Origin of the sequence: Paraburkholderia unamae, from assembly GCF_003268775.1 — a bacterium.
GTDB lineage: Bacteria > Pseudomonadota > Gammaproteobacteria > Burkholderiales > Burkholderiaceae > Paraburkholderia > Paraburkholderia unamae.
Genome location: NZ_QLSU01000010.1, coordinates 1 through 21857 on the forward strand (window position 1 = coordinate 1; position 21857 = coordinate 21857).

Below are 21857 nucleotides of genomic sequence, written 5' to 3' on the forward strand. Positions count from 1 at the left end.
GCGCTCGTGGGCGACGATGCGGGCTTCCTGAACGCCTCGCGCATCAAGGGCAGCCACGCGGCGATCAAGACCGGCATGCTGGCCGCCGACGCCGCGTTCGAAGCCGTGCAGGCGGGCCGCCAGAGCGACGAACTCACGCAGTACCCCGAAGGTTTCAAGCAGTCGTGGCTCTACACGGAGCTGTACAAGGCGCGTAACTTCAAGCAGTGGATGAGCAAGGGCTTGTATCTCGGCACGTTCATGGTCGGCATCGAGCAGAAGCTGCTGGGCGGCACCGTGCCGTGGACGCTGCATCACCAGCATCGCGATCACGAGATGCTCAAGCCCGCTGCGCAGTGCAAGCCGATCGAGTATCCGAAACCTGACGGCAAGCTCACGTTCGACCGGCTTTCCTCCGTGTTCATCTCCAACACGAACCACGAGGAAAACCAGCCCGCGCACCTGACGCTCAAGGACATGACGGTGCCGGTCGGCATCAACCTCGCGACCTACGCGGGCCCCGAGGCGCGCTTCTGTCCTGCGGGCGTCTACGAGTTCGTGAAGGACGAACAGGACGATCACCGCCTCCAGATCAACGCGCAGAACTGCGTGCACTGCAAGACCTGCGACATCAAGGACCCGACGCAGAACATCGTGTGGGTCACGCCGGAGGGCGGCGGCGGCCCGAACTATCCGAACATGTAAGTCGCGCCCCCTCCGAACCGCCCACCCACCGCTTCCGGGTGGTTGCAGCCGGCTCGTTCTGCCTTAAGTTCGTGGTTATGGCCAGTGAACACAACGTCGGCTGGCAGGCACAACGAATCGGAGACAGGGCATGGGTGTATTGAGCGGTTTTCGCGTACTGGAGTTCGAGGCAATCGGCCCGGCTCCCTTTGGCACGATGCTGTTGGCGGACATGGGGGCGGACATTATCCGCATCAACCGGCCCGTCGCCCCCGAGGATCTCGGGCCAAAGCGCGAAGGCGCGCATGTGGACGTGACGGGGCGCGGCCGCCGCTCGATCACGCTCGACCTCAAGCGCCCCGAAGCGGCACAGGTCGCGCTCGACCTGATCGCCGAGGCCGACGTGCTGATCGAGGGCTTTCGTCCCGGCGCGATGGAGCGTCTTGGCCTCGGGCCCGAAGCGGCGCTCGCGCGTAATCCGAAGCTCGTCTACGGCCGCATGACGGGCTGGGGCCAATCCGGGCCGCTCGCGCAGCGCGCCGGGCACGATCTCAACTACATCGCGTTGTCGGGCGTGCTGTCCGGCATCGGCCGCGCGGGCGAGGCGCCGGTGCCGCCGCTGAACCTCGTAGGCGACTATGGCGGCGGCGGCATGCTGCTCGCGCTCGGTGTGGTGGCCGCGTTGTGCAACGTGCAGCGCGGCGGCGGCGGACAGGTGGTGGACGCGGCAATGGTCGAGGGCGCGGCCCAGCTCGGCTCGATCGTCTGGGGCTTGATTGCTTCGGGCAACTGGCGCGAAACGCGCGAAAGCAATCTGCTCGACGGCGGCACGCCCTGGTACGACAGCTATCTCACGAAAGACGGCCATTACATGGCGGTCGGTGCGGTGGAAGCGCGCTTCTACGCGCAGTTGCTCGACAAGCTCGGGCTCGCCAACGCCGACCTGCCGAAGCAGCACGACCGCAAGGGCTGGCCCGTGTTGCGACAGCATTTCGAGGTGGCGTTCCGCTCGCGTACGCGCGACGAATGGTGCGCCGCGTTCGAAGGCAGCGACGCGTGTGTCGCGCCGGTGCTGGGTTTTTCCGAAGCGCCCGCGCACCCGCACAACGTCGCGCGCGGCAGTTTCGTCGAGGCGCATGGCGTCGTGCAGCCGGCGCCCGCGCCCCGTTTTTCGGCCACGCCCTCGGCCATCGGCCACAAGGCGCCCGCGCGCGGCGAGCATGGCCTCGCCGCGTTGCTCGACTGGGGGTTCGACGAAGCCAGCGTCGCGCGCATGTGCGAGCGCGGGCTGGGTTACCAGGTGTAAATGCCGCCGCGCGTTGCGGGCGGCGGCAGCGAATGCAGCGAATGCAGCAATAGGGAGGAAGACATGAAGGTGTTGGTAGCAGTCAAGCGTGTGGTGGACGCCAACGTGAAAGTGCGCGTCAAGGCCGACGGCTCGGGCGTCGATCTCGCGAACGTCAAGATGAGCATCAATCCGTTCGACGAGATTGCCGTGGAAGAGGCCGTGCGCCTGAAAGAGCAGGGCGTGGCAAGCGAGGTGGTGGTGGTCTCGTGCGGCCCCGCGGCCTGCCAGGAGACGCTGCGCACGGCCATGGCGATCGGCGCGGATCGTGGCGTGCTGGTGGAGACCGACGCCGCGCTCGAGCCGCTCGCGGTGGCGAAGCTGCTCAAGGCGCTGATCGACAAGGAAGCGCCGCAGCTCGTCATTCTCGGCAAGCAGGCCATCGACGACGACTGCAACCAGACGGGCCAGATGCTGGCCGCGCTCGCCGCGCGTCCGCAGGCGACGTTCGCGAGCCAGGTGGAGATCGTTGACGGCAAGGCGCGCGTCACGCGCGAGATCGACGGCGGCCTCGAGACCGTGCAGCTCGCGCTGCCGGCCATCGTCACGACCGACCTGCGCCTGAACGAGCCGCGCTACGCCACGCTGCCCAACATCATGAAGGCGAAAAAGAAGCCGCTCGATACGACCACGCCCGCGCAACTGGGCGTCGACGTCACGCCGCGCCTCGCCACGTTGCGCACCGTGGAGCCCGCGGGTCGTGCCGCCGGCGTGAAGGTGCCCGACGTCGCCACGCTGGTCGCGAAGCTGAAGAACGAAGCGAAAGTTATCTGAGGGGATGCAAATGACTGCTGGTAATCCTGGCAATGCCGCTAAAGCGGTGCTGGTCGTGGCCGAGCACGATCATGTTTCGATCAAGTCGGCCACGCTCAACACCGTGACGGCCGCGCTCCAGTGCGGCGATCAGGTGCACGTGCTGGTGGCGGGCCACAACGCGGCGGGCGCGGCGCAGGCGGCGGCCCGCATCGCCGGCGTCGCGAAGGTGCTGCACGCCGACGGCCCGGCCCTGGCCGATGCGCTGGCCGAAAATCTCGCGGCCCAGGTGCTGACCGTTGCGTCGAGCTACGGACACATCCTCTTCGCGGCCACGAGCGTGGGCAAGAACGTCGCGCCTCGGGTGGCGGCGCTGCTCGACGTGGCGCAGATCTCGGAGATCACGCGCGTGGTGAGCGCCGACACGTTCGAGCGCCCGATCTACGCGGGCAACGCCATTCAAACCGTGCAGAGCGCCGAAGCGGTGAAGGTGCTCACGGTGCGCATGACCGGCTTCGACGCCGCTGCGGCGCAAGACGGCGCGGCGCAGGTGGAGAGCGTTGGCGCGGTGGCGGACAGCGGCCTGAGCGCGTTCGTCGAACGTGTCGTGACGAAGAACGAGCGGCCCGAGCTTGCGGACGCGCGCATCGTCGTGAGCGGCGGCCGTGCGCTCGGCAGCAGCGACAAGTTCAATGCCGTGCTCACGCCGCTCGCCGACAAGCTTGGCGCCGCGCTCGGCGCAAGCCGCGCGGCGGTGGATGCGGGCTTCGCGCCGAACGACTGGCAAGTGGGTCAAACGGGCAAGATCGTCGCGCCCCAGGTGTATTTCGCGTGCGGCATTTCGGGCGCGATCCAGCACCTCGCGGGCATGAAGGACTCGAAGGTCATCGTGGCCATCAATAAGGATGCCGAAGCGCCCATTTTCAGCGTGGCCGATTTCGGACTCGAAGCGGATCTGTTCGAAGCGGTGCCGGCGCTCGTCGCGGAGCTTTGAACGTTCGCGCCGCGCTGGCGTTGATTTCCGGTGCGTGCCGTCGATGCGGCTTGTGGCAGGGAAGGCGTATTTCGCCTTCCCTGTTTTTTTACCGCCGCGCGGGTCAAGCCAGCGAGTACCAGAACACGTCGTCCTCGCGCAGTTCACGTCGAACCTCGCCGCGATCGATGAGGTAATTCAGGCATGCCAGGCTCTCGCCGGTGGCGAGGCTCATCTGCCCGAGGTCGTCCTCGCCGATGCGCCGCGCGAACAGCGCGCCGAACACGTCCACGGCCCGGCGCGGTTGCGCAAGCGTCGCGCGCAGGCGATCGAAGCTCTTGTCCTGACCCCGGCGCAGCCGTTCGATGCGCGCGTGCAAACCGTAGAAGCAATCGTTGTGCGCGGGGAGCACGAGCACGTCGTCGGGCACTTCGTTTTGCAATTTATCGAGCGATGCGTACCACTGCGCCATCGGATTGGCGTCGGGTTCGATCGGATAGACCGAAACGTTCGACGAGATGCGGGGCAGCACCTGGTCGCCGGAAATGAATAGCTTCAGCGCCGGGCAGTAGAGGCAGGCATGCTCCGGCGAATGCCCCATGCCGACGATCACGCGCCAGTCATGCGCGCCGATGCGCACGACGTCGCCGTCCTGCATGCGCCGGAAGCTGTCGGGCAACGGGTGGATATGCTGACCGAAGCGGCCGAAGCGCGCGCGATACACATCGATGGCCGATTCGCTCCAGCCTGCGCGGCGATAGAAGTCGAGCGCGTCGGCGGGGGCTTCGCGCCCTGTGTCCGAAGCGGCCACGCGGCAGTTGAAGTACTCCGTGCGTGTCATCCAGAGGCGGCAGCCGAATGCGCGCGTGAGCCAACCGGCCATGCCCACGTGGTCCGGATGCATGTGCGTGACGAACACACGCGTCACGCGCGGCACCGCTCTGGCTTCGCCTGTTTGCGCGCACAGCGCGCGCCACACGGCCGTGGCCGCATCCGTGCGCGTACCCGTGTCGATGACGGCGCAACCATCGGCTTCGTCGATCAGCCACACGTTGATGTGATCGAGCTCATAGGGCAGCGGCATGCGCAGCCAGCGCACGCCCGGCGCGACTTCGAGAGTGGCGCCGGGGGCGGGCGGTTCGGCAAAGGGGTAGCGCAGCGCCACGCGCGCGCTGTTTTCGGTGTCGTCGGTGCGTTCGGTCATGCCTCGGGATCCGTCATGAAATCGTGGGCGCAGAGCGTCGCGCGTCCGATGCAGCATAGCGCGAATACAGGGTGCCCCGCGACGTTCGTTAGGAGGAGATCGGCGCGCGACGAGCCAAACAAAAAACCCCACGCTTGCGATCAAGCGTGGGGTTTCGCGTAGCCCCTTCTTGCAGCATGCCGGTGCGCACGCTATGGCACGGCATCTGGCAAGGGATTATTCGTCCTTGGCCGGGCGTCCCGTCTTGACGGTTTCGAGCGCCGCGATGGCCGCGACCAGACGCTTTTCCGACGAGGCTTCGAGCAATTGCAGACCCGCGCGCAAAAGCTCGCTCTTCTTCACCGAGACACCGGCTTCAAGGCACTTTTGCTTGAGGCTGGCGATACGGTCGTAGTCGGCCTTGGGCATTGTGAAGCTGTCGCGCACGACCTTGTCCTTCTTGGCGCGCTTGTCCTTGCCCTTCACAGCGGCTTCGCGCGCGGGCTTCTTTGCGGCTTCCTCAGCGGGCGCGGCGACGCTCGCTTTCGTGTCTGCCTTCGTATCTGCCTTTGCGTTTGTCTTCGCGTTCGTCTTTGCGCCGGTTTTCGATTTTGCGCGGCTCGATTTGCCGACGGTGGCAGCCTTGGCGGCCTTCACCGGCTTCTCCGATCCGGCCGACTTGGCCGGACGCTTGTTTGCGGGCTTCGCTTCATCAGGCGATGTCGGAAAGTAAAACGCTTTGCTGGTCGGCTTGCGCGCCGTGACTTCGCTCATGATCATCTCGTGAAATTAAAACGGTATAAATAGTATATACGGTTTATGTGAGGGCCCGGCTTCCATCCTGAATATGTTTGCTTACGTTTTTTGCCGCTTGTTGCGACCTGTTGCCCTTTGTTGCCGGATCGCGACGCCCAATGGCGTAGCATCGGCGCTCAATGTCGATATTTATTGCACCGCAACAAAATGATGCCTACACTGAAGAGGTCTGCCGGGTGCCTCGAAGCTTGGAAAAGGAGGGCGTGACATGACGAATCGATCTCCCGCACTGCAAGCAGTTCTGAAGCTACACGTCTTTGAACAGGAAGGGGGCTGGCACTGGGGCATCACGATCCCCAGGTCGGCCGGCAGTGGCTTCAAGGTCATCGCCTACAGCGAAACGACATTCGACGGCGAACACGCGGCGCGCAGCGACGGCAGCCGCGTGCTCGAAAGCCTGCCCGACGATGCGGCGCTCGCCTTCGCGCCCTGAAAATGACGGTGCGGCGTGCGTGCAACGCACGCGCCGCTCAGGAGGCCGTCTTGCGGCACATGCAATAGATGAACTTCTGCGTGGCGCCGGCCGGCGTGTGATGTTCTTCGCGTTCCTGTTTCAGCAGCGTAAATGGCGCGCCGAATTCGGCATGCAGCGCGTCGGCGTTGTAGCGCATCACGGGCAGCCCGCTGCAATGGTCGGGGCCGTCTTCGGCGAAGGTCGCCACGATCACGATGCCGCCGGGCTTGACCGCCCGCAGTACCGCTCTCACATACGCTTCGCGGTCTTCCTGGCTCGTCAGGAAGTGAAACACGGCGCGGTCGTGCCAGACATCGTAGGCGTGCACGGGTAGCTCGACTTGCGTGATGTCACCCGCGATCCACGAAACACGGCTTGCGCTTTCGCCCAGCCGGGCCTTCGCCGCCGCCAGTGCGGCATCCGAAAGATCCAGCACCGTGATGTCGCGGTAGCACTGCGCAACGAGATCGTCAACGAGCGTGGACGCGCCGCCGCCAACATCGATGATCCCCGCCTCCTTCGGCATGCCCGACTCCTGGATGAGCGCCACGGACTGCCGTGCGTGCTCCTGAAACCAGCTTACGCTGGCAGGCGTCTTCGTCGTGTAGACGCGATTCCAGTGATCGCGGGATTGCATAAGGCCTCCTGCCTCTGACTCGGTGACCGGCTCGCCCGCTCACTCGCAAAGCTCGATATCCGGCAGCGTCTGCGAACTCGTCTCCTTGATGAGCGAGAGGAATTCGACGACATAAGGAGCGGTGCTGCGCGCGGGCAACGTCGCAGAGGCCGGTGGGCGTAATCGGCCGGCCCGTCACGTATTGTCGCTGAAGATAGGTGTGAACGGCCCAGCGCGGCAGGACCGCAATCCCGCGGCACGGCGCGGCGGGCTGGCCGTGTCGCGAATGTTGCGGAAAAGCCGTACTCCTGAACCTTCGTCTCACGCGTTTTGCAGACCTCATGTTTCAATGTTAAATCACTATATTATGATAATAAGAGTTATCTAAACTATGTGATGGAAGGTCGCGTTTTCGCTGTCACTCGATCCCACGACAATCGAGAGCCACAAAGAAGCAAGAAGGGCGGCATACCCGTGCGGACCGAGAGAAAACCCTGGATTACACAAGGGCTGAAGGCCGCCCGAACCTACACGCATAGGCCCTTTCACCACGGCTGCGCGGGTCCAGGCGTTGCGAAGTCGTTTCCGCCGTATCGATTTCTCTTATCGGCGGCGAGCAGAGCAGTTGAGCGAGCGCGCCCTCGCCGTTGTCCGGTTGCGGGCCGCCGAGCCTTGCCCAGCATGATGCTGCGCTGCAAATTGCGGGCATTGCAGGCGGCTTGCGCGCGCTTTCTGCCGGACTGCTCGCCACCCGCCTGACGTTAACCCGATGTGGTTTTCGCATTCCCGCCTTTCTATCGTCACGACAATTCTGCTTGTGCAGCGATAACAGGGGAGGCGACTATGGACGGCAACGCAAGCGTACGCAACAGCGGGTACGGTCAAGATGCAGGCACGCAAGCCGGCGGTAAGCCAGGCTTGCACGCAATCCTGCGTGCCGGCATTGCGGGCGGACTAACGGGCGCGGTGATCATCTGGATCTACGAGGCGCTCATCTGGGTCGGCGCGCAGCACTTGATGCCGCTTGCGGGCATCCCGCGCAACGCGACCGGGCTCGTGTTCGGCAAGGCCGTGCAAGACGGGCTCGGCATCTGGGCGTACTTTCTCGGCACCGCCATCCATTTCGTGTTCGCCATCGCGTGGGGCGTGCTGTTCGCCGCGATCTGGCCGTATTTCCGCCGACGCGGTTACGAGGCCACGTTCATTGCGCTGTTCTACGCGATCCTCGCGTGGATCGTCATGCACGTGGCGATCATGATCGCCTCCACTAACCATCCGAACTACTACGACCCGGTCGTCATCATTGGCGGCTTCATGTCGCACTTCTGTTTCACCGTGCCGCTCGCGCTCGTCGTCAAGCGCCTGCTGGCGACCGACCGCGCACGCTGACACCAGGCCCGCGCCGATTTACCGGCAAACCAGGCAGTCAAGAAATCCAGAGATCAATACCAGGGGAACATCGCGATGGCAATAAATAAAGGATTCCTTAGATTATCGGCAATCTGCGCCGCCACGCTCGTCAGTGCGCCGGCCATGGCGCAGTCGTCGGTGACGCTCTACGGCGTGCTGGACGTGTTCGCCGGCTACCAGAACACGAAAATCGACGGCAAGACCACTTCACTCGCCGTGCTCGGCAACAACGGCGAAATGACGAGCCGCTGGGGCTTGCGCGGCACGGAAGATATTGGCGGCGGATACCGCGTGAACTTCGCGCTGGAGAACGGTTTCGACCCTGGCACGGGCAAGGTGCAGAACAGCTATCGCTTCTTCGACCGCCAGGCGTGGGTGGGCGTGAGCGGCGGGTTTGGCGAGGTGCGCTTCGGACGCCAGAACACACCGATGTTCGCCTGGAGCGGCAATATGGACGCGTTCAGCGCCGCAACCTACGCCTCGGGCTACAACAATTTCGCGAACTGGCTCGCGCGTGTCGATAACGACATTGCGTGGCTCTCGCCCAAGTTCTATGGAACGCAGGTCGAGTTGCATTACTCGGTGGGTGGGCAGCCCGGCACGCTCGCGGGCAATGCCGTCTATCAGGCAGGCGTGCAGACGACCCAGGGGCCGGTATATCTCGCATTCGCGTATCTGAACGCGGCGAACGCGACCGCTTCGAACCGCGTGCAGGAATTCATGGCGGGCGGCAATCTCGACTACGGCTGGGGCCGCATTTACATCGGCTATTTCCGCGCCAACGAGGTCATTTCAGCGTCGACGGGCAACGCGCTCAGCAACCCCGCGGGCAAATACGACCCGGCGGTGGGGCCGGTGGGCAATGTCGCGGGAGACTGGCATAGCACCTATTCGTTCTCGGCCGATTACCGCTTCACCCCGTTTTTCAGCGTGGGCGCCGGTGCCGCCTATATCAAGGACAGTTCGTCGCTCGGCAACGACGCCCTGCAATACGGGGCGATCGTGAACTACGACCTCTCGAAAGGCACACGCCTTTACGGCACGATTTCGGAGTTGAAGAACTATGGCACCGCGCAGTTCAAGATGGCGGGCGCGAGCATTACGACGGGTTCGTTCCTGACACCCGGACCCGGCCAAAGCCAGTTCGGCGTGCAGGTCGGCATCCGGCATCTGTTCTGATCGCGGCTACCCACGCGGCGCATCGAGCATCTGCCGGTGCGCCGACTCGCGGAATTCGCCCGGCGTGCAGCCCGTTTGCTTGCGGAAATAGCGGCTGAAACCCATCTGATGGGCGATCTGCTTCGCGCTGAGCGGCGAATAGACGAGGTCGCGCTGCGCCTCGCGAATTAGATGCTCGTTGACGACCGCCGTGGGCGAATAACCGAGCGCCTCGCGGCAGGTGCGCGCGAGTTGCGCCGATGTCACCCCCAGCCGTCCGGCATAGAATTCGACCGGCTGGCGCTCGCGATAGTGCGCCGCAACGCGTTCACGAAAGCGACTCAGCAGGGCGTCGCGACGGCTGCCGCTCGCGGACGCGGGCGCTGCCGCGAAATTCCTGTTCGAGCAACGCGAAGATCGGCATCAGCATGCTCACGCTCGCGATCAGGCCGCGCACGGGAATGACGGTGGCCCGCTGCACGACGGTAATCACGAGGGCGTCCGCATCCGATGTGAATTCGAACGCATGCACCGTTTGCGCCGGCAATAGTACGAGGCAGGGCGGGGCGAACGCGTGCGGCTCGCTCTCGATCACCACATGACCGCCGCCCCCTCGGATGTGCAAAATCTGCAATAGCGTGCCGTTCCGGTGTGCGGCGATGCGCCAGTCGTTCGGGCGGCTGCACTCGGGGATCCACTCGAAATTGAATGCGTCCAGCCCGGGCAGTCGCGCCGGGTTACGTGAACACCGAACTGGTCAAGCGGCTAGCCAGCAACGGGCAGATGAACCGCGCCGCTCGGCAGGTTCGCGGCCCCCGAAGAGATTGCGCAAGGCATCGCGTTTCTGGCCTCGGATGCGGCGAGCTACATCACGGGCACGGTGCTCGACGTCGATGGTGGATGGAGCGCGTACGGCAGCGTCTAGCCTTTGAAGGGGCACGCGACATAGGCGCGCAGCGCAGCGCGATCGACGGGGCATACGTACTACGATGATCAAGGCGAGGGCGATGACGTCACTCCGATCAAGGGGCGGAACGCGCGCAATCTCTCGCCGCCACACCCCTTATCCGCGCGCCGGATCATTTCCGGCCTTTTCGCATGATTTCCGCATCTTTCCGCTCAATGCTGGAGGGAACATGAAAGCACTGGTCTACAACGGTCCGGGCAAATTCGCGCTCGAAACACGGCCGATACCCGAACTGCAAGGTCCCGGCGACGCCATCGTCAAGATGACGAAGACGACGATCTGCGGAACCGATCTGCATATCCTCAAGGGCGACGTGCCGACCTGCGAGCCGGGCCGCATTCTCGGCCACGAAGGCGTGGGCGTCGTGCACGAAACCGGCACCGGCGTGACCGATCTGAAAGTGGGCGATCATGTGCTCGTGTCGTGCATTTCGAGCTGCGGACAATGCGAATATTGCCGCCGCGCCATGTACTCGCACTGCAAGACCGGCGGCTGGATTCTCGGCAACCGCATCGACGGCACCCAGGCCGAATATGTGCGCATTCCCCATGCGCAAACGAGCCTGTACCGCATTCCCGACGGCCTCGACGAAGCGGCGCTCGTGATGCTTTCGGACATTCTGCCCACGGGCTTCGAATGTGGCGTGCTCAACGGGAAAGTCGAGCCCGGCAGCACGGTGGCCATTGTGGGCTCGGGACCGATCGGGCTGGCCGCGCTGCTTACGGCGCAGTTTTATTCGCCCGCGCAGATCATCATGATCGACATGGATGCCAACCGCCTGGAATGCGCGAAGCGCTTCGGCGCCACGGCGTGCGTCGATCCGCGCGCGGGTGACGCCGTCGAGGCGGTCATGAAGCTCACGGACGGCGTGGGCGTGGATTGCGCCATGGAGGCCGTCGGCGTGCCGGCGACGTTCGAACTGTGCCAGCAGATCGTGGCACCGGGCGGCGTGATTGCAAACATCGGCGTGCATGGCGTGCCAGCGTCGATCTTTCTCGACAAGCTGTGGGACCGCAACGTGTCGATCACGACGCGGCTCGTCGATACGGTCAGCACGCCCATGTTGCTCAAAACGGTGCGCGCCGGACGCATCGATCCGAACCGGCTGATCACGCACCGGTTCGCATTCGATGAGATGGACAAGGCGTATGAGACGTTTTCGCACGCGGCCAGCACGCAGGCGCTCAAGGTCATTGTGGAGATGTGAGGCGGGGTTTGATCGATGTTTAAAAACGTCTCAAAAAAGTTCGCTAATTTGTCTTATGTTAAATACGAAAAATAGACATCGATAACCCGCCAAACCGGCCCGCGCCCCAACCAGCCGGCCTCGACCCGATTGTCGAGACCGGCTGTGCGCGCCACATTACCGCGGCGCCGTCACCACGACGTACTGAACCTCCGTGCCGACATACGTCGGCTGATACCACGTCGATCCACACTGCTCATACGCCACGCCGTCGATCACGACCGTCGCGCACGACGGCGGCAACGTCGCGACCATGGAACCGACCACGGCAGCCGTCACGCCCACGGTCACGGCGGCTGCCACCGGGTCGACATACCAACCTCCGCCCCAATAGCCTGGAGGCGGCGGAGGCGGCCCGGGTGGATGAGGACCGGGCGCGGGCGGCGGCCCTGGAGGCGGCCCGGGCGGATGCGGTCCAGGACCGGGGCCTGGCCCAGGTCCCGGCGGCGGCCCCGGTGGATGCGGTCCTGGCGCCGGCCCAGGGCCCGGCGGACGCGGACCGGGCGTCGGCCCCGGTGGCGGCCCGCCATGAAACTGCTCGCCGCCGCCGTTGAATCCGGGGCGTCCGTGAAACCCTCCGCCGCCAAAACCTCCCCCCATCGGATGAATGCTCGTGCGCGCCATGCCGCGAAACGCGAGCGCCTCGGGCGCTGCCGCGGCCAACGCCACGACGATGCCGGCCGCAATGACTTGCTGCGTGCGCTTGATCGTCATTGAGCCTCCTCGAACGAAGGCCGTGCGGCCGCCGGCTTGAGCTCGATCTGCTTCGCGCCGGCTTGCGGATGAAACACGAACGTCGACGCCACGAAGGCCGGAGCCAGATTCCAGTGGTAGGTCACCTCATGACGGGGCCGCGTAGGCTGGGTCGTATCGGTGATCACCATGTGGCACGGCAGCGGGCGCTTGCCCTGCTCGATCCACAGTTCCCAGTCGGCGCCCGGCTGCTGATACGCGTAATGCGTGCACCAGCGCGTATCGACCTTCTCCACGCCGAGCACCTGCGCCGAGGTAATCGCCGCGTTGTCGTCCTTGCCGTTGCCCCAATAGAACAGATCCGCGAGCGGTGCTTCGATGTGCCAGGTATTCGCGAGTTCGCGCACGAGGCCATCGAGCGTTGGCGGCGCGTCGTTGCGTGTGTAGTAGCCCTTCTTCTGGTTGAAGATCGTGAAATGACGCCCGTCGTAGACGAGGCCGCGCACATTGCCGTTGCCGGTCACCTCGGCGCGCATGCGGTCGGGCCGCTTGACCTTGAGCATCGTGTGGCGCAGCAGCGCGGCATTCTGGCCGTTGTCGAGCACGACGTCGGTCGAGGTGTCCGCGCTGACCTCGAATTGATGCAGCGTGCGCAGATAAGCACCCATGGCGTCGAGCGCGTCGGTGGCCTGTGCGTCGACGGCCGGTGGCGCACTCGCGGCCGCCGCCCCGCTCGCCCCACTGTCGAGATCGGCGAGCGGCGACGGGACGTTCGATTGCACGGGCGCATGCCCGGCATTTTGCGGATGCGCGCAGCCGGCGAGCACGGCAGCTGCGCAGAGCGACACGGCGAGCGTGGCGGGAATGACTCCAGGAAAGACTCTTTTCTTCACGGCGTCTCCTTGGCGAACACGGACGACTCGATCGAGCTTACCAGCGATGCGGCCCCGCATGCCGCGAACCCGCCCTTCCTCGCTGCGCGGGCTCAGTAAAAGCCCTGGTCGGTTCGCGCATCGCCACACAGTATCATCGAGCCATTATTTTAGAACGACGTTCTGTTAGATAGAACGTCGGAGAACAACAAATCTCAGCCAAACAGAGAGTCCAGGAGAGTCCGATGTCCAGCCTGCCAGTCGAAGCGACAAGCGAGTCGCTCCGGGGTTATGCCGCCGCCAACGCCAGCGCGGCTGAGATCAACGCGCGCATCGACCGCCTGCCGGCCACGCGCACCATCTGGACGCTCGTGCTCCTGCTCGCCATGGGCGGCTGGTTCGAGTTCTACGATCTGTTCTTCACGGCTTATGTGGGGCCGGGTCTCGTCAAAAGCGGTCTCTACTCGACCACCACGGCCTCGTTCTTCGGTTTTTCCGGGCTGGGCGCTTTCGTGGCGGCCTCGTTTGCGGGGCTTTTCATCGGCACGTTCTGCCTGACCGGACTTGCCGACCGCTACGGCCGACGCACGATGTTTACGGCCTCGCTGCTCTGGTATTCGGTCGCCACCTGCATCATGGCCTTGCAGACGAGCGCGCCCTCCATCAACCTGTGGCGGCTCATCGCGGGCATTGGCGTGGGGGTCGAACTCGTCACCATCGATACCTACGTGAGCGAGCTCGTGCCCAAGCACATGCGCGGGCGCGCATTCGCGTTCGTGCATCTCGTGCAATACACGGCCGTGCCCGCTGTCGCGCTGCTCGCCTGGTGGTTCGTGCCGCGCGCGCCGCTCGGCTTCGACGGCTGGCGCTGGGTCGTGATGTTCGGCGCGTTGGGCGCGCTCATCGCGTGGGCCATTCGCCGCCGCGTGCCCGAAAGCGCACGCTGGCTTGCCCAGCGCGGGCGTACCGAAGAAGCCGCGGGCGTGCTCGCGAAACTCGAAGCGAAGATCGAGGCGCAGTACGGCCGCCCTCTGCCCGCGCCCGCCGTGGAGCCCGCCGCGCCGCAAGCCACGACCAAGGCGCGTTTCGCCGAAATCTGGCAGCCGCCTTACCGCCGCCGCACGATCACGCTGCTCGTGTTCAACCTCTTTCAGGCCATCGGCTTCTATGGCTTCGCCTCGTGGGTGCCGACCCTGCTCGTTTCGAAGGGCGTCACGGTCACGCACAGCCTGCTCTACTCGTTCGTGATCGCCGCGTCCAATCCGTTCGGCCCGCTCCTCGGCATGGTCATTGCCGATCGCATCGAACGCAAGACGCTCGTCGTGCTCTCCGCGCTCGCCATCGCCGTGTGCGGCACGCTGTTCGCCATGCAGACCACGGCCGCCATGCTCATGTTCCTCGGCGTGCTCATCACGCTTGGCGGCACGCTGCTTTCGGTCGGCTATCACGCGTATCAGGTCGAGCTTTTCCCCACGCGCATGCGCGCCACGGCCGTGGGCTTCGTCTACTCGATGTCGCGCCTCTCCGCCATGTTCTCGGGCTTCATGATTGCGTTCGCCCTGCGTCACTTCGGTGTGCCAGGCGTCTTCGCACTCATCACCGGCGCAATGATCGTGGTGATGGCGGCCATCGGCATCTTCGGGCCGCGCACGAAAAATCGCGCGCTCGACGATATCTCCCGTTAATCCTTTATTTTCGAGGCTGCAAACATGCTCCCGTTAGCCGGCGTGCGCGTCCTGGATCTGTCGAATGTGCTCGCGGGTCCGTTCTGCGCCTATCAACTTGCGCTCTTCGGCGCCGAAGTCACCAAGGTCGAGCATCCTGAAGGCGGCGATCTCGCGCGGCGTCTCGGCGCAGACAAGGACGCCGCCGCGCGCAACATGGGCGCATCGTTCGTGGCCGTGAACGCGGGCAAGCGCTCGGTCACGCTGAACCTGAAAGAACCGCGCGGCAAAGCCATTCTGCTCGATCTCGTTCGCGACGCCGACGTACTCGTCGAGAACTTCCGGCCCGGCGTGATGGATCGCCTCGGCCTTGGCTACGATCAGCTATCCGAAGTGAATCCGGCGCTCGTCTACTGCGCGATTTCCGGCTTCGGCGACGAAGGCGAGCTTTCGAGCCGTCCCGCCTATGACCAGATCATCCAGGGCATGTCGGGCGTGATGAGCGTGACGGGCGACGCGCTGAGCGCGCCGCTGCGCGTGGGCTATCCCGTCTCCGATACAGTGGGCGGCCTCACCGCCGCGTTCGGCATTTGCGCGGCGCTCGTCGATGCGCGCACGAGCGGGCGCGGCCGGCGGCTCGACGTGTCGATGCTCGAAGCCACGCTCGCGACCATGGGCTGGGTCGTGTCGAATTACCTGAACGCGGGTGTCGAGCCCGCGCCGATGGGCAACGAAAACTTCACGGCCGCGCCCTCCGGCACCTTCCGCACCGGCTCGGGCCTGCTCAACATCGCCGCGAACGAAACGCGCCAGTTCGACAGTCTGTGCGACGTGATCGGCCGCCCCGACCTGCCCCGCGACGAACGCTTCGCCGCGCGCCATACGCGCAAGCAGTATCGCGCCGAACTCAAGGCCGAGATCGAGACCGCGCTCGCACAAGACAGCGCGGCGAACTGGGAAACGCGCCTGCTCGCGCGCGGCGTGCCCGTTGGCCGCGTGCTCTCGGTGCCGGAAATTCTCGCGCACCCGCATCTCGCCGAACGGCGTTTCGTGCGCGAGTTCGACGCCGCGCACGGCGAAGCGGCCCAGCGCGTGACACGCGCGGGACTGCGTCTGGCCGACGCCGACGCGGCCCCCGCCACGCCCGCGCCCACGCTCGGTGCCCACACGCGCGAAACGCTCGCCCAACTCGGCTTCGACGCCGCCCAAATCGACACGCTGCACCACGACGGAGTGATCTGACATGCCGACGACGAACCCCGCCACCGCCGCTCCCGCAACTCCCGATCTGGCCGCCCTGTGCGCGGACTACTGGAGCACCTCGATCATCGACATCCATCCGGGCTCCATCAAGGTGCGCGGCTATCCGATCCAGGAGCTGATCGGCAATGTGAGCTTCCCGCAGATGATCTGGCTGATGCTGCGCGGCGAGCTACCCGGCGACGACGAGGCCACGCTGCTCGAAGCGGCGCTCGTGGCCTCGGTGGACCACGGCCCGCACGCGCCTTCGATTGCGATTTCGCGCATGGCCACGAGTTGCGGACTGCCGATCAATGGCGCGATGGCCTCGGCGCTCAACGCGCTCGACGACGTGCACGGCGGCGCGGGCCAGCAGGCGGTCGAGCTTTACGCCGACATCGCGGCGCGCATCGTGGCGGGCAGCACGCTCGAGGCCGCCGTGGAAGCCGGCGTTGATGAGTTCATCGCCGTGCACGGCAAGTATCTGCCCGGCTTCGGTCATCGCTTTCATCCCGTCGATCCGCGCGCCGGGCGGCTGCTCGCGCTCGTCGACGCACGCGTGGCGTCCGGCACGATCAAGGGCCGCTACGCGGCGATCGCGCGCGGTATCGAAGCGCTGCTGAAAAAACGCAAAGACCGGCCTGTGCCGATGAACATCGACGGCGTGACGGCTGTTATTTACGCGGAACTGGGCTTCGCGCCGGAACTGGCGCGCGGCGTGTTCTGCCTCGCTCGCGCCGTGGGCATACTCGCGCATGCGTGGGAGCAGCGCGGGCGCGGCGAGCGCAACAAAGGGCCCATGCCGCGGCAGATTCCCTACGCCTATACCGGTGCGCCGGAGCGCCATCTCGACAAGTCTTGAGCGCCGCGCCGTGAAGGAGCCCGCGTGCAAGCGCCGCCCGGCCCTCCCCGCCGCGCGCGGCCTCAGGCGTCTTGCCGGGCGCGCGCAGCGTGGGCGCGTTGAGCGGCGCGCAATGCGCGCGAGTCGCCGCCGAGCGCGTCCGTAGCGCGCACCGCGCAGTCGAACAACGCGTCGAGGTGGCGCTCGACGAAGGCGCCGTCGATACGCGAACTCGGCCCCGCGAGCGTGAACACGCCGCGTAGCGTCTCGTGCACGCCGAACACGGGCATGGAAACGCCGGCGGTCTCGCGATCGCGCTCGCCGATGGAGATGCAGTAGAAGTCGCGCCGGATGCCCTCGAAGGGCTCGCCCGGCGCGCCGCCGAATGCCAGCAACGCGCGCCCGCCCGAGCCGCTTTCGAGCGGCAACACATCGCCTTCGCGCACGTGGTGGCGCACCACGTGCAGCGAATCGACGCGATGCAGGCATACTCGCACGGCGTTGTCGCGCACGTAGAACGACACGCTCTCCCCGCTCGTCGCGGCCAGTTCGCGCATGAGCGGCAACAGGATGTCGCCCAGATTCAGGCTGCGCTGATAGAGCGCGCCCAGCGCGAAGGTGGCGGGGCCGAGCTGATAGCGACCGTCGTCGAGGCGCAGCAGCAGGCGATGCTGGATCAACGCGCCGGCGAGGCGCAGCAAGGTGCTCTTGTAGAGCCCGGTGCGCGCCGCAAGCTCCGCGAGCGTGAGCGCGTTGTCGTCCGGGCGGAACGCAAACAGGATCGCACACGCACGGTCGATGACAGCGACGCCCTCTTCTTTCTTGACCGGAGTGAGCGGATCTTGCGCGGGCATGGGCATGAATGGCGGGGTTGGGAACGACTCAGATTTTACGCGATCTCGCCGGGCTGCCGCGCGCCGTTCGCAGCCCTCGCACGCCGCCTCACTTTGCCTGCACCACCGACGCGCGCATCGTCACGGTCACGGGAAAGCTGCGCTCGATCGGCCATTGCGTGCCATAGCATTGATTGGTCAGCCAGCGCACCGCATTGCGCGTGAGTTCCGCCGTGGGAATATGCACCGAGGTGAGCGCGGGGGCCATATAGGCGGCCGAATAGTCGTCGTCGTAGCCGATCACCGAAACGTCGTGCGGCACGCGCAAGCCCGCTTGCTGGAGTCGCGCGAGCGCGCTCATGGCCATCGTGTCGTTCGCGCAGAAGAGGCCAGTGAAACGTCGCCCTTGCTCGACGAGCGCGCCGGCCGCCGCATAGCCGCCTTCGGGCGAAAAGTCCGAGACGATATGCGGCACCGACTTGCGGTCGATGCCGTGGCGCCCCAGTTCCGCGAAGAAGCCGTGCAGACGCGCCGCATTGTCCGACGACGTGGACGGCCCGCCGATCACCGCAAGTTCGCGATGACCGTGCTCGATGAGCGTGCGCGCGGCGAGCTCGCCGCCGTGAAAGTGGTCGGCGCAGAACGATGCTTCGGGTAACTGATCGAATGCGCGGTTCAGGAACGCCATGCGCGGGTGCATGGCGTGCAGCATTTGCAGGTCGTCGTCGTAGAGATCGTGGCTGATGACCACCACGCCATCGCAATCGCGGCCGATCAGAAAGCGCACCGCCTCGATGGCCTGCTCGCGCGGCGAAGCCTCGCCGCAGCCGGTCGCCACCACCACATGACGGCGCACGGCGCGCAATTGCGTATCGGTTTCCTTGAGGATGGTGCCGTAGTACGAGCCGAAAAAAGTCGGCACGAAGATGCCGATGATGCCGAGCGACTTGGTGGCCATCGCGCGGCCGATCGACGAAGGCCGGAAGTTCAGTTGCTCGATGGCGGCCTGTACGCGCGCGGCCGCCTCCGCCGACACCGGTCCGTTGCCCGAGATCGCGCGCGAAGCCGTCGAGAGGCCCACGCCGGCCAGCGCCGCCACATCTTTCAGGGTCGCCACGATTCGTTCCTTGTTGTCGATGGGGGGTGTCATCAAAGTCTGTCGCCCGTCGCTTCGTCGAAGAGGGAAATATGCGCGCCGTCGATCGCGAACGGCACCGTCGCGTCCGTGGCGAGCGGCGTCTTGTCCTGATCGATCGAGGCGATCTGCACGCCCGCGTGATCGATCCACAGCACGCGGTGATTGCCCATGGGTTCCACGAGCGTCACGCGCCCCTGCCATACCGTTTCGTGCGTGCGCGCCGTGCCGCCCGCGTGCACGTCCTCCGGGCGCACGCCGAGCACGCAGGCGCGCGTCGGGTCGGGCGCGGCCTTGAACGGGTAGCCCGAGACATCGACGTCGAGACCCGGCCCGCGAAAGCGCAGGCGGCCTTCGTCGGCTTCGAGCCTGCCGTGCAGCAGGTTCATGGGCGGCGCGCCGAGGAAGGTCGCGACGAACAGGTTCTCGGGGCGTGCGTAGACTTCGGCGGGCGTGCCGAACTGCTGGATCGCCCCGCCCTTCATCACCGCCATGCGGGTAGCGAGCGTCATGGCTTCGACCTGATCGTGCGTCACGTAAATCATCGTCGCGCCCAGTTGCTGGTGCAACTGCTTGAGCTCGCGGCGCAGTTCCGTGCGCAGTTTGGCGTCGAGGTTCGAGAGCGGCTCGTCGAACAGGAACACGTCGGCCTCGCGCACGATCGCGCGCCCGATCGCCACGCGCTGGCGCTGGCCGCCCGAGAGCTGCGCGGGCTTTCGCGAGAGCAGCGGCCCGAGTTGCAGCATGTCGGCGGCGCGCTTCACGCGGCGCTCGATTTCCGGCTTCGGCGTGCCGTTGATGCGCAGTGCGAACGAAAGATTGCGCTCCACGTTCATGGTCGGATAGAGCGCATACGACTGGAACACGAGCGCCACGCCCCGGTCCTTCGGATCGGCCCAGGTCATGTCCTCGCCGCCGATCTCGATGCTGCCGTCGGTCACATCCACGAGGCCCGCGATGCTGTGCAGCAAGGTCGACTTGCCGCAGCCCGAAGGCCCGAGCAGCACCACGAACTCGCCCGCGCGCACGTCGAGGTCGAGCTCGTCGATGATCGTGTTGGCGCCGAGATCGATGCGAAGGTTGCGCACCGCAACGTTGGTCAGATTGCCCATGCCATGGCTCCTAGCCTTTCACCGCGCCCGAGGCGATGCCGCGCACGAACCAGCGCCCCGAGACGAAATAGATCGCGAGCGGCACGAGAGAGGTGAGGATCGTGGCCGCCATGTTGACGTTGTAGAGCCGCTCGCCCGTGGTCGTGTTGATGATGTTGTTGAGCTGCACCGTCATCGGCAGGTTTTTGGTGCCCGCGAACACGAGGCCGAGAATGTAGTCGTTCCAGATGCCCGTGACCTGCATGATGATGGCCACGACGATGATGGGCACCGACATGGGCAGCATGAGCTGCGTAAAGATGCGCCAGAAGCCGCCGCCGTCGATGCGCGCCGCCTTGAACAACTCCTGCGGCAGAGATGCATAGTAGTTGCGGAACAGCAGCGTCATGACCGGCATGCCGAAGATCGTGTGGATCACGACGATGCCCGCCAACGAACTGAAAAGATGCACGAAGGCCAGCACGCGCACGAGCGGATACACCATCACCTGCACGGGAATGAACGCGCCCGCGAGCAGGATACCGAACAGCACGCCCGCGCCGCGAGGCCGCCAGAACGAGAGCGCATAGCCGTTCACGGCGCCCACCGCGATCGAGAAGAGCGTGCTGGGCACGACGATGCGCACCGAGTTCCAGAAGCCCACGCGGATGCCCGCGCAATCGAGGCCCGTGCACGCCGAAGCCCACGCGTCGCGCCACGGTGCGAGCGTGAAATGCACGGGCAGCGCGAGCAGATGGCCGAGGCGGATCTCCTCCATCGGCTTGACCGAGGTCACGAGCATCACATAGAGCGGCAGCAGGAAGAACAGCGCAGCGGTGAAGAGAAACGCATACACGCCAAGGCGTGCGGGCGTGAAAAGGCGGCGCGGCTTGCGCCCTCTTCGCGCGGGACGCGCGCGTTCGGGCGCGCGGTGCAGCGAATCGGCCAGTGGCGTGCTCATGCCCGGTCTCCCTTGAGCGCCGCGCGGCTGCGCGCATAAAAGAACGGCACGAGGATCGCGAGCACGGTGGCGAGCAGCACGATCGACGCCGCCGACGCCAGCCCGATATTCGCGCGGTTGAACAGATAGTCCATGATGAATTTCGCGGGCACCTCGCTCGCGGTGCCGGGGCCGCCCTGGGTCATGGCGACGACGGCGTCGTAGAGCTTCACGACCATCACGAAGAGCAGCACGAACGCCGTGGAAAGCGACGTCTTGAGCATCGGCACGACGATGCTCGCATACACGCGCCAGCGCGGAATGCCGTCGAGACGCGCGGCTTTCCAGATCTCGTCGTCCACGCCGCGCAGGCCCGCGAGCATCAGCGCCATCACGAGGCCCGAGGCCTGCCACACCGTCGCGATCACGAGCGTATAGATCGCGAAGCGCTGCGTGACGATCCAGTCGAAGCGCGCATGCGTGAAGCCCATGTGCCGCAGCACCGCTTGCACGCCGAGCTCGGGGTTGAGGATCCACTGCCACACGAGCCCGGTCGCGACGAACGACATCGCATAAGGATAGAGGAACACCGTGCGCAGCGCGCCCTCGGCCGCAACGCGCTGGTCGATGAAGATCGCGAGCAAAAGCCCGATCGCGAGGCACGCGAGAATGAAACAGGCCCCGTAGATCACGAGATTTTGCAGCGAAAGGATCCAGCGGTCGTTCTGGAACAGCCGCACGTACTGCGTCGCGCCCGCGAAGGTGTTCGTGGGCAGCGAGCGCGAGTAGCTCAGCGAGACGCGCGCTGTCCACAGCATCGTGCCCAGGTACGCGAACACGACCGTGGCCGCCATGGGCGCGAGCGCGATCCATGCCGCGAGCGAGAGCCGCTTGCGCATGGGGCGCGCGCTGCGCGCTTGCGCCGCCTGACGTTTGACCGGATGCAGCTTGAGGGCGTACATGGC

General features: G+C 65.6%; 22 protein-coding genes and 2 pseudogenes. 13 read left to right on the plus strand and 11 right to left on the minus strand.

The window, feature by feature from the left end; genetic code table 11:
- The 4 genes from C7401_RS17545 to C7401_RS17560 all read left to right on the plus strand — a co-directional run.
- A partial coding sequence (locus C7401_RS17545; RefSeq protein ID WP_181565600.1) for an electron transfer flavoprotein-ubiquinone oxidoreductase occupies positions 1-684 on the plus strand: 684 nt, incomplete at its 5' end.
- A gap of 130 nt (positions 685-814) precedes the next feature.
- Positions 815-1969, plus strand: a complete 1155-nt coding sequence (locus C7401_RS17550) for a CaiB/BaiF CoA transferase family protein (RefSeq protein ID WP_112172683.1) — start codon at positions 815-817, stop codon at positions 1967-1969.
- Between the two features lie 63 nt (positions 1970-2032).
- Complete coding sequence (locus C7401_RS17555; protein ID WP_112172921.1) at positions 2033-2782, plus strand: electron transfer flavoprotein subunit beta/FixA family protein; 750 nt, start codon at positions 2033-2035, stop codon at positions 2780-2782.
- A gap of 10 nt (positions 2783-2792) precedes the next feature.
- On the plus strand, positions 2793-3755 hold the full coding sequence (locus tag C7401_RS17560) for an electron transfer flavoprotein subunit alpha/FixB family protein (RefSeq protein ID WP_112172922.1): 963 nt from the start codon (positions 2793-2795) through the stop codon (positions 3753-3755).
- A 103-nt stretch (positions 3756-3858) separates the two neighbouring features.
- Here the strand turns inward: C7401_RS17560 and C7401_RS17565 are convergent, their stop codons facing one another.
- Complete coding sequence (locus C7401_RS17565; RefSeq protein ID WP_112172684.1) at positions 3859-4938, minus strand: MBL fold metallo-hydrolase; 1080 nt, start codon at positions 4936-4938, stop codon at positions 3859-3861.
- Positions 4939-5154: 216 nt separating this feature from the next.
- Positions 5155-5691 (minus strand): hypothetical protein, encoded by a 537-nt coding sequence (locus tag C7401_RS17570; protein WP_112172923.1) that lies wholly within the window; start codon positions 5689-5691, stop codon positions 5155-5157.
- Between the two features lie 250 nt (positions 5692-5941).
- Between C7401_RS17570 and C7401_RS17575 the strand changes: the two genes are divergently transcribed.
- Positions 5942-6166 carry a hypothetical protein gene (locus tag C7401_RS17575; RefSeq protein ID WP_112172685.1) on the plus strand — a complete coding sequence of 75 codons (225 nt, stop codon included), beginning with the start codon at positions 5942-5944 and terminating at the stop codon, positions 6164-6166.
- A 37-nt stretch (positions 6167-6203) separates the two neighbouring features.
- Here C7401_RS17575 and C7401_RS17580 read toward each other — a convergent pair whose 3' ends face one another.
- Positions 6204-6824, minus strand: coding sequence for a class I SAM-dependent methyltransferase (locus C7401_RS17580; RefSeq protein ID WP_112172686.1), 621 nt, complete (start codon positions 6822-6824; stop codon positions 6204-6206).
- An 822-nt stretch (positions 6825-7646) separates the two neighbouring features.
- Here C7401_RS17580 and C7401_RS17590 point away from each other — a divergent pair.
- Both C7401_RS17590 and C7401_RS17595 read left to right on the plus strand, forming a co-directional pair.
- A complete protein-coding gene (locus C7401_RS17590) occupies positions 7647-8192 on the plus strand; it encodes a hypothetical protein (RefSeq protein ID WP_112172687.1) in 546 nt (181 codons plus the stop codon).
- Between the two features lie 75 nt (positions 8193-8267).
- Positions 8268-9392 carry a porin gene (locus C7401_RS17595; RefSeq protein WP_112172688.1) on the plus strand — a complete coding sequence of 375 codons (1125 nt, stop codon included), beginning with the start codon at positions 8268-8270 and terminating at the stop codon, positions 9390-9392.
- Positions 9393-9398: 6 nt separating this feature from the next.
- Here the strand turns inward: C7401_RS17595 and C7401_RS17600 are convergent.
- Positions 9399-10098: pseudogene (locus C7401_RS17600) on the minus strand (AraC family transcriptional regulator).
- Between C7401_RS17600 and C7401_RS46100 the strand changes: the two are divergent.
- A pseudogene (locus tag C7401_RS46100) lies at positions 10095-10296 on the plus strand (SDR family oxidoreductase); the annotation flags it as partial. The pseudogenes C7401_RS17600 and C7401_RS46100 overlap by 4 nt on opposite strands.
- A 211-nt stretch (positions 10297-10507) precedes the next feature.
- A complete protein-coding gene (locus tag C7401_RS17610) occupies positions 10508-11545 on the plus strand; it encodes a zinc-dependent alcohol dehydrogenase family protein (RefSeq protein WP_112172689.1) in 1038 nt (345 codons plus the stop codon).
- A gap of 156 nt (positions 11546-11701) precedes the next feature.
- Here the strand turns inward: C7401_RS17610 and C7401_RS46105 are convergent, their stop codons facing one another.
- Positions 11702-12184: a DUF6515 family protein gene (locus C7401_RS46105; protein WP_373864444.1), complete on the minus strand. Its 483-nt coding sequence runs from the start codon at positions 12182-12184 to the stop codon at positions 11702-11704.
- Here C7401_RS46105 and C7401_RS45330 point away from each other — a divergent pair.
- Entirely contained in the window at positions 12113-12301 is a 189-nt protein-coding gene (locus tag C7401_RS45330; protein WP_146757941.1) for a hypothetical protein, read from the plus strand. The two genes, C7401_RS46105 and C7401_RS45330, sit on opposite strands and share 72 nt — an antisense overlap.
- On the opposite strand, the gene C7401_RS17625 is transcribed toward C7401_RS45330, so the two are convergent.
- On the minus strand, positions 12295-13170 hold the full coding sequence (locus C7401_RS17625; RefSeq protein ID WP_181565601.1) for a DUF2092 domain-containing protein: 876 nt from the start codon (positions 13168-13170) through the stop codon (positions 12295-12297). The genes C7401_RS45330 and C7401_RS17625 overlap by 7 nt on opposite strands.
- A 224-nt stretch (positions 13171-13394) precedes the next feature.
- Here C7401_RS17625 and C7401_RS17630 point away from each other — a divergent pair, with 224 nt between their 5' ends.
- The 3 genes from C7401_RS17630 to C7401_RS17640 are packed head-to-tail and all read left to right on the plus strand — an operon-like array spanning position 13395 to position 16914.
- The gene (locus C7401_RS17630; RefSeq protein WP_112172692.1) at positions 13395-14834 is read left to right on the plus strand and encodes an MFS transporter; all 1440 of its coding nucleotides are present in this window, start codon (positions 13395-13397) and stop codon (positions 14832-14834) included.
- A gap of 24 nt (positions 14835-14858) precedes the next feature.
- Positions 14859-16055 (plus strand): CaiB/BaiF CoA transferase family protein, encoded by a 1197-nt coding sequence (locus C7401_RS17635; RefSeq protein WP_112172693.1) that lies wholly within the window; start codon positions 14859-14861, stop codon positions 16053-16055.
- Position 16056: 1 nt separating this feature from the next.
- A complete protein-coding gene (locus C7401_RS17640; protein ID WP_112172694.1) occupies positions 16057-16914 on the plus strand; it encodes a citryl-CoA lyase in 858 nt (285 codons plus the stop codon).
- A gap of 62 nt (positions 16915-16976) precedes the next feature.
- Here C7401_RS17640 and C7401_RS17645 read toward each other — a convergent pair whose 3' ends face one another.
- The 5 genes from C7401_RS17645 to C7401_RS17665 form a co-directional block, all read right to left on the minus strand.
- The gene (locus C7401_RS17645) at positions 16977-17747 is read right to left on the minus strand and encodes an IclR family transcriptional regulator (RefSeq protein WP_208948943.1); all 771 of its coding nucleotides are present in this window, start codon (positions 17745-17747) and stop codon (positions 16977-16979) included.
- Between the two features lie 88 nt (positions 17748-17835).
- Positions 17836-18843, minus strand: coding sequence for a substrate-binding domain-containing protein (locus tag C7401_RS17650; RefSeq protein WP_181565602.1), 1008 nt, complete (start codon positions 18841-18843; stop codon positions 17836-17838).
- Between the two features lie 32 nt (positions 18844-18875).
- The gene (locus C7401_RS17655; protein WP_112172697.1) at positions 18876-19973 is read right to left on the minus strand and encodes an ABC transporter ATP-binding protein; all 1098 of its coding nucleotides are present in this window, start codon (positions 19971-19973) and stop codon (positions 18876-18878) included.
- A gap of 10 nt (positions 19974-19983) precedes the next feature.
- Positions 19984-20913 (minus strand): carbohydrate ABC transporter permease, encoded by a 930-nt coding sequence (locus tag C7401_RS17660; RefSeq protein WP_112172698.1) that lies wholly within the window; start codon positions 20911-20913, stop codon positions 19984-19986.
- The gene (locus tag C7401_RS17665; protein ID WP_112172699.1) at positions 20910-21854 is read right to left on the minus strand and encodes a carbohydrate ABC transporter permease; all 945 of its coding nucleotides are present in this window, start codon (positions 21852-21854) and stop codon (positions 20910-20912) included. Before C7401_RS17665 ends, C7401_RS17660 begins: the two co-directional genes overlap by 4 nt.
- Positions 21855-21857: the final 3 nt, after the last annotated feature.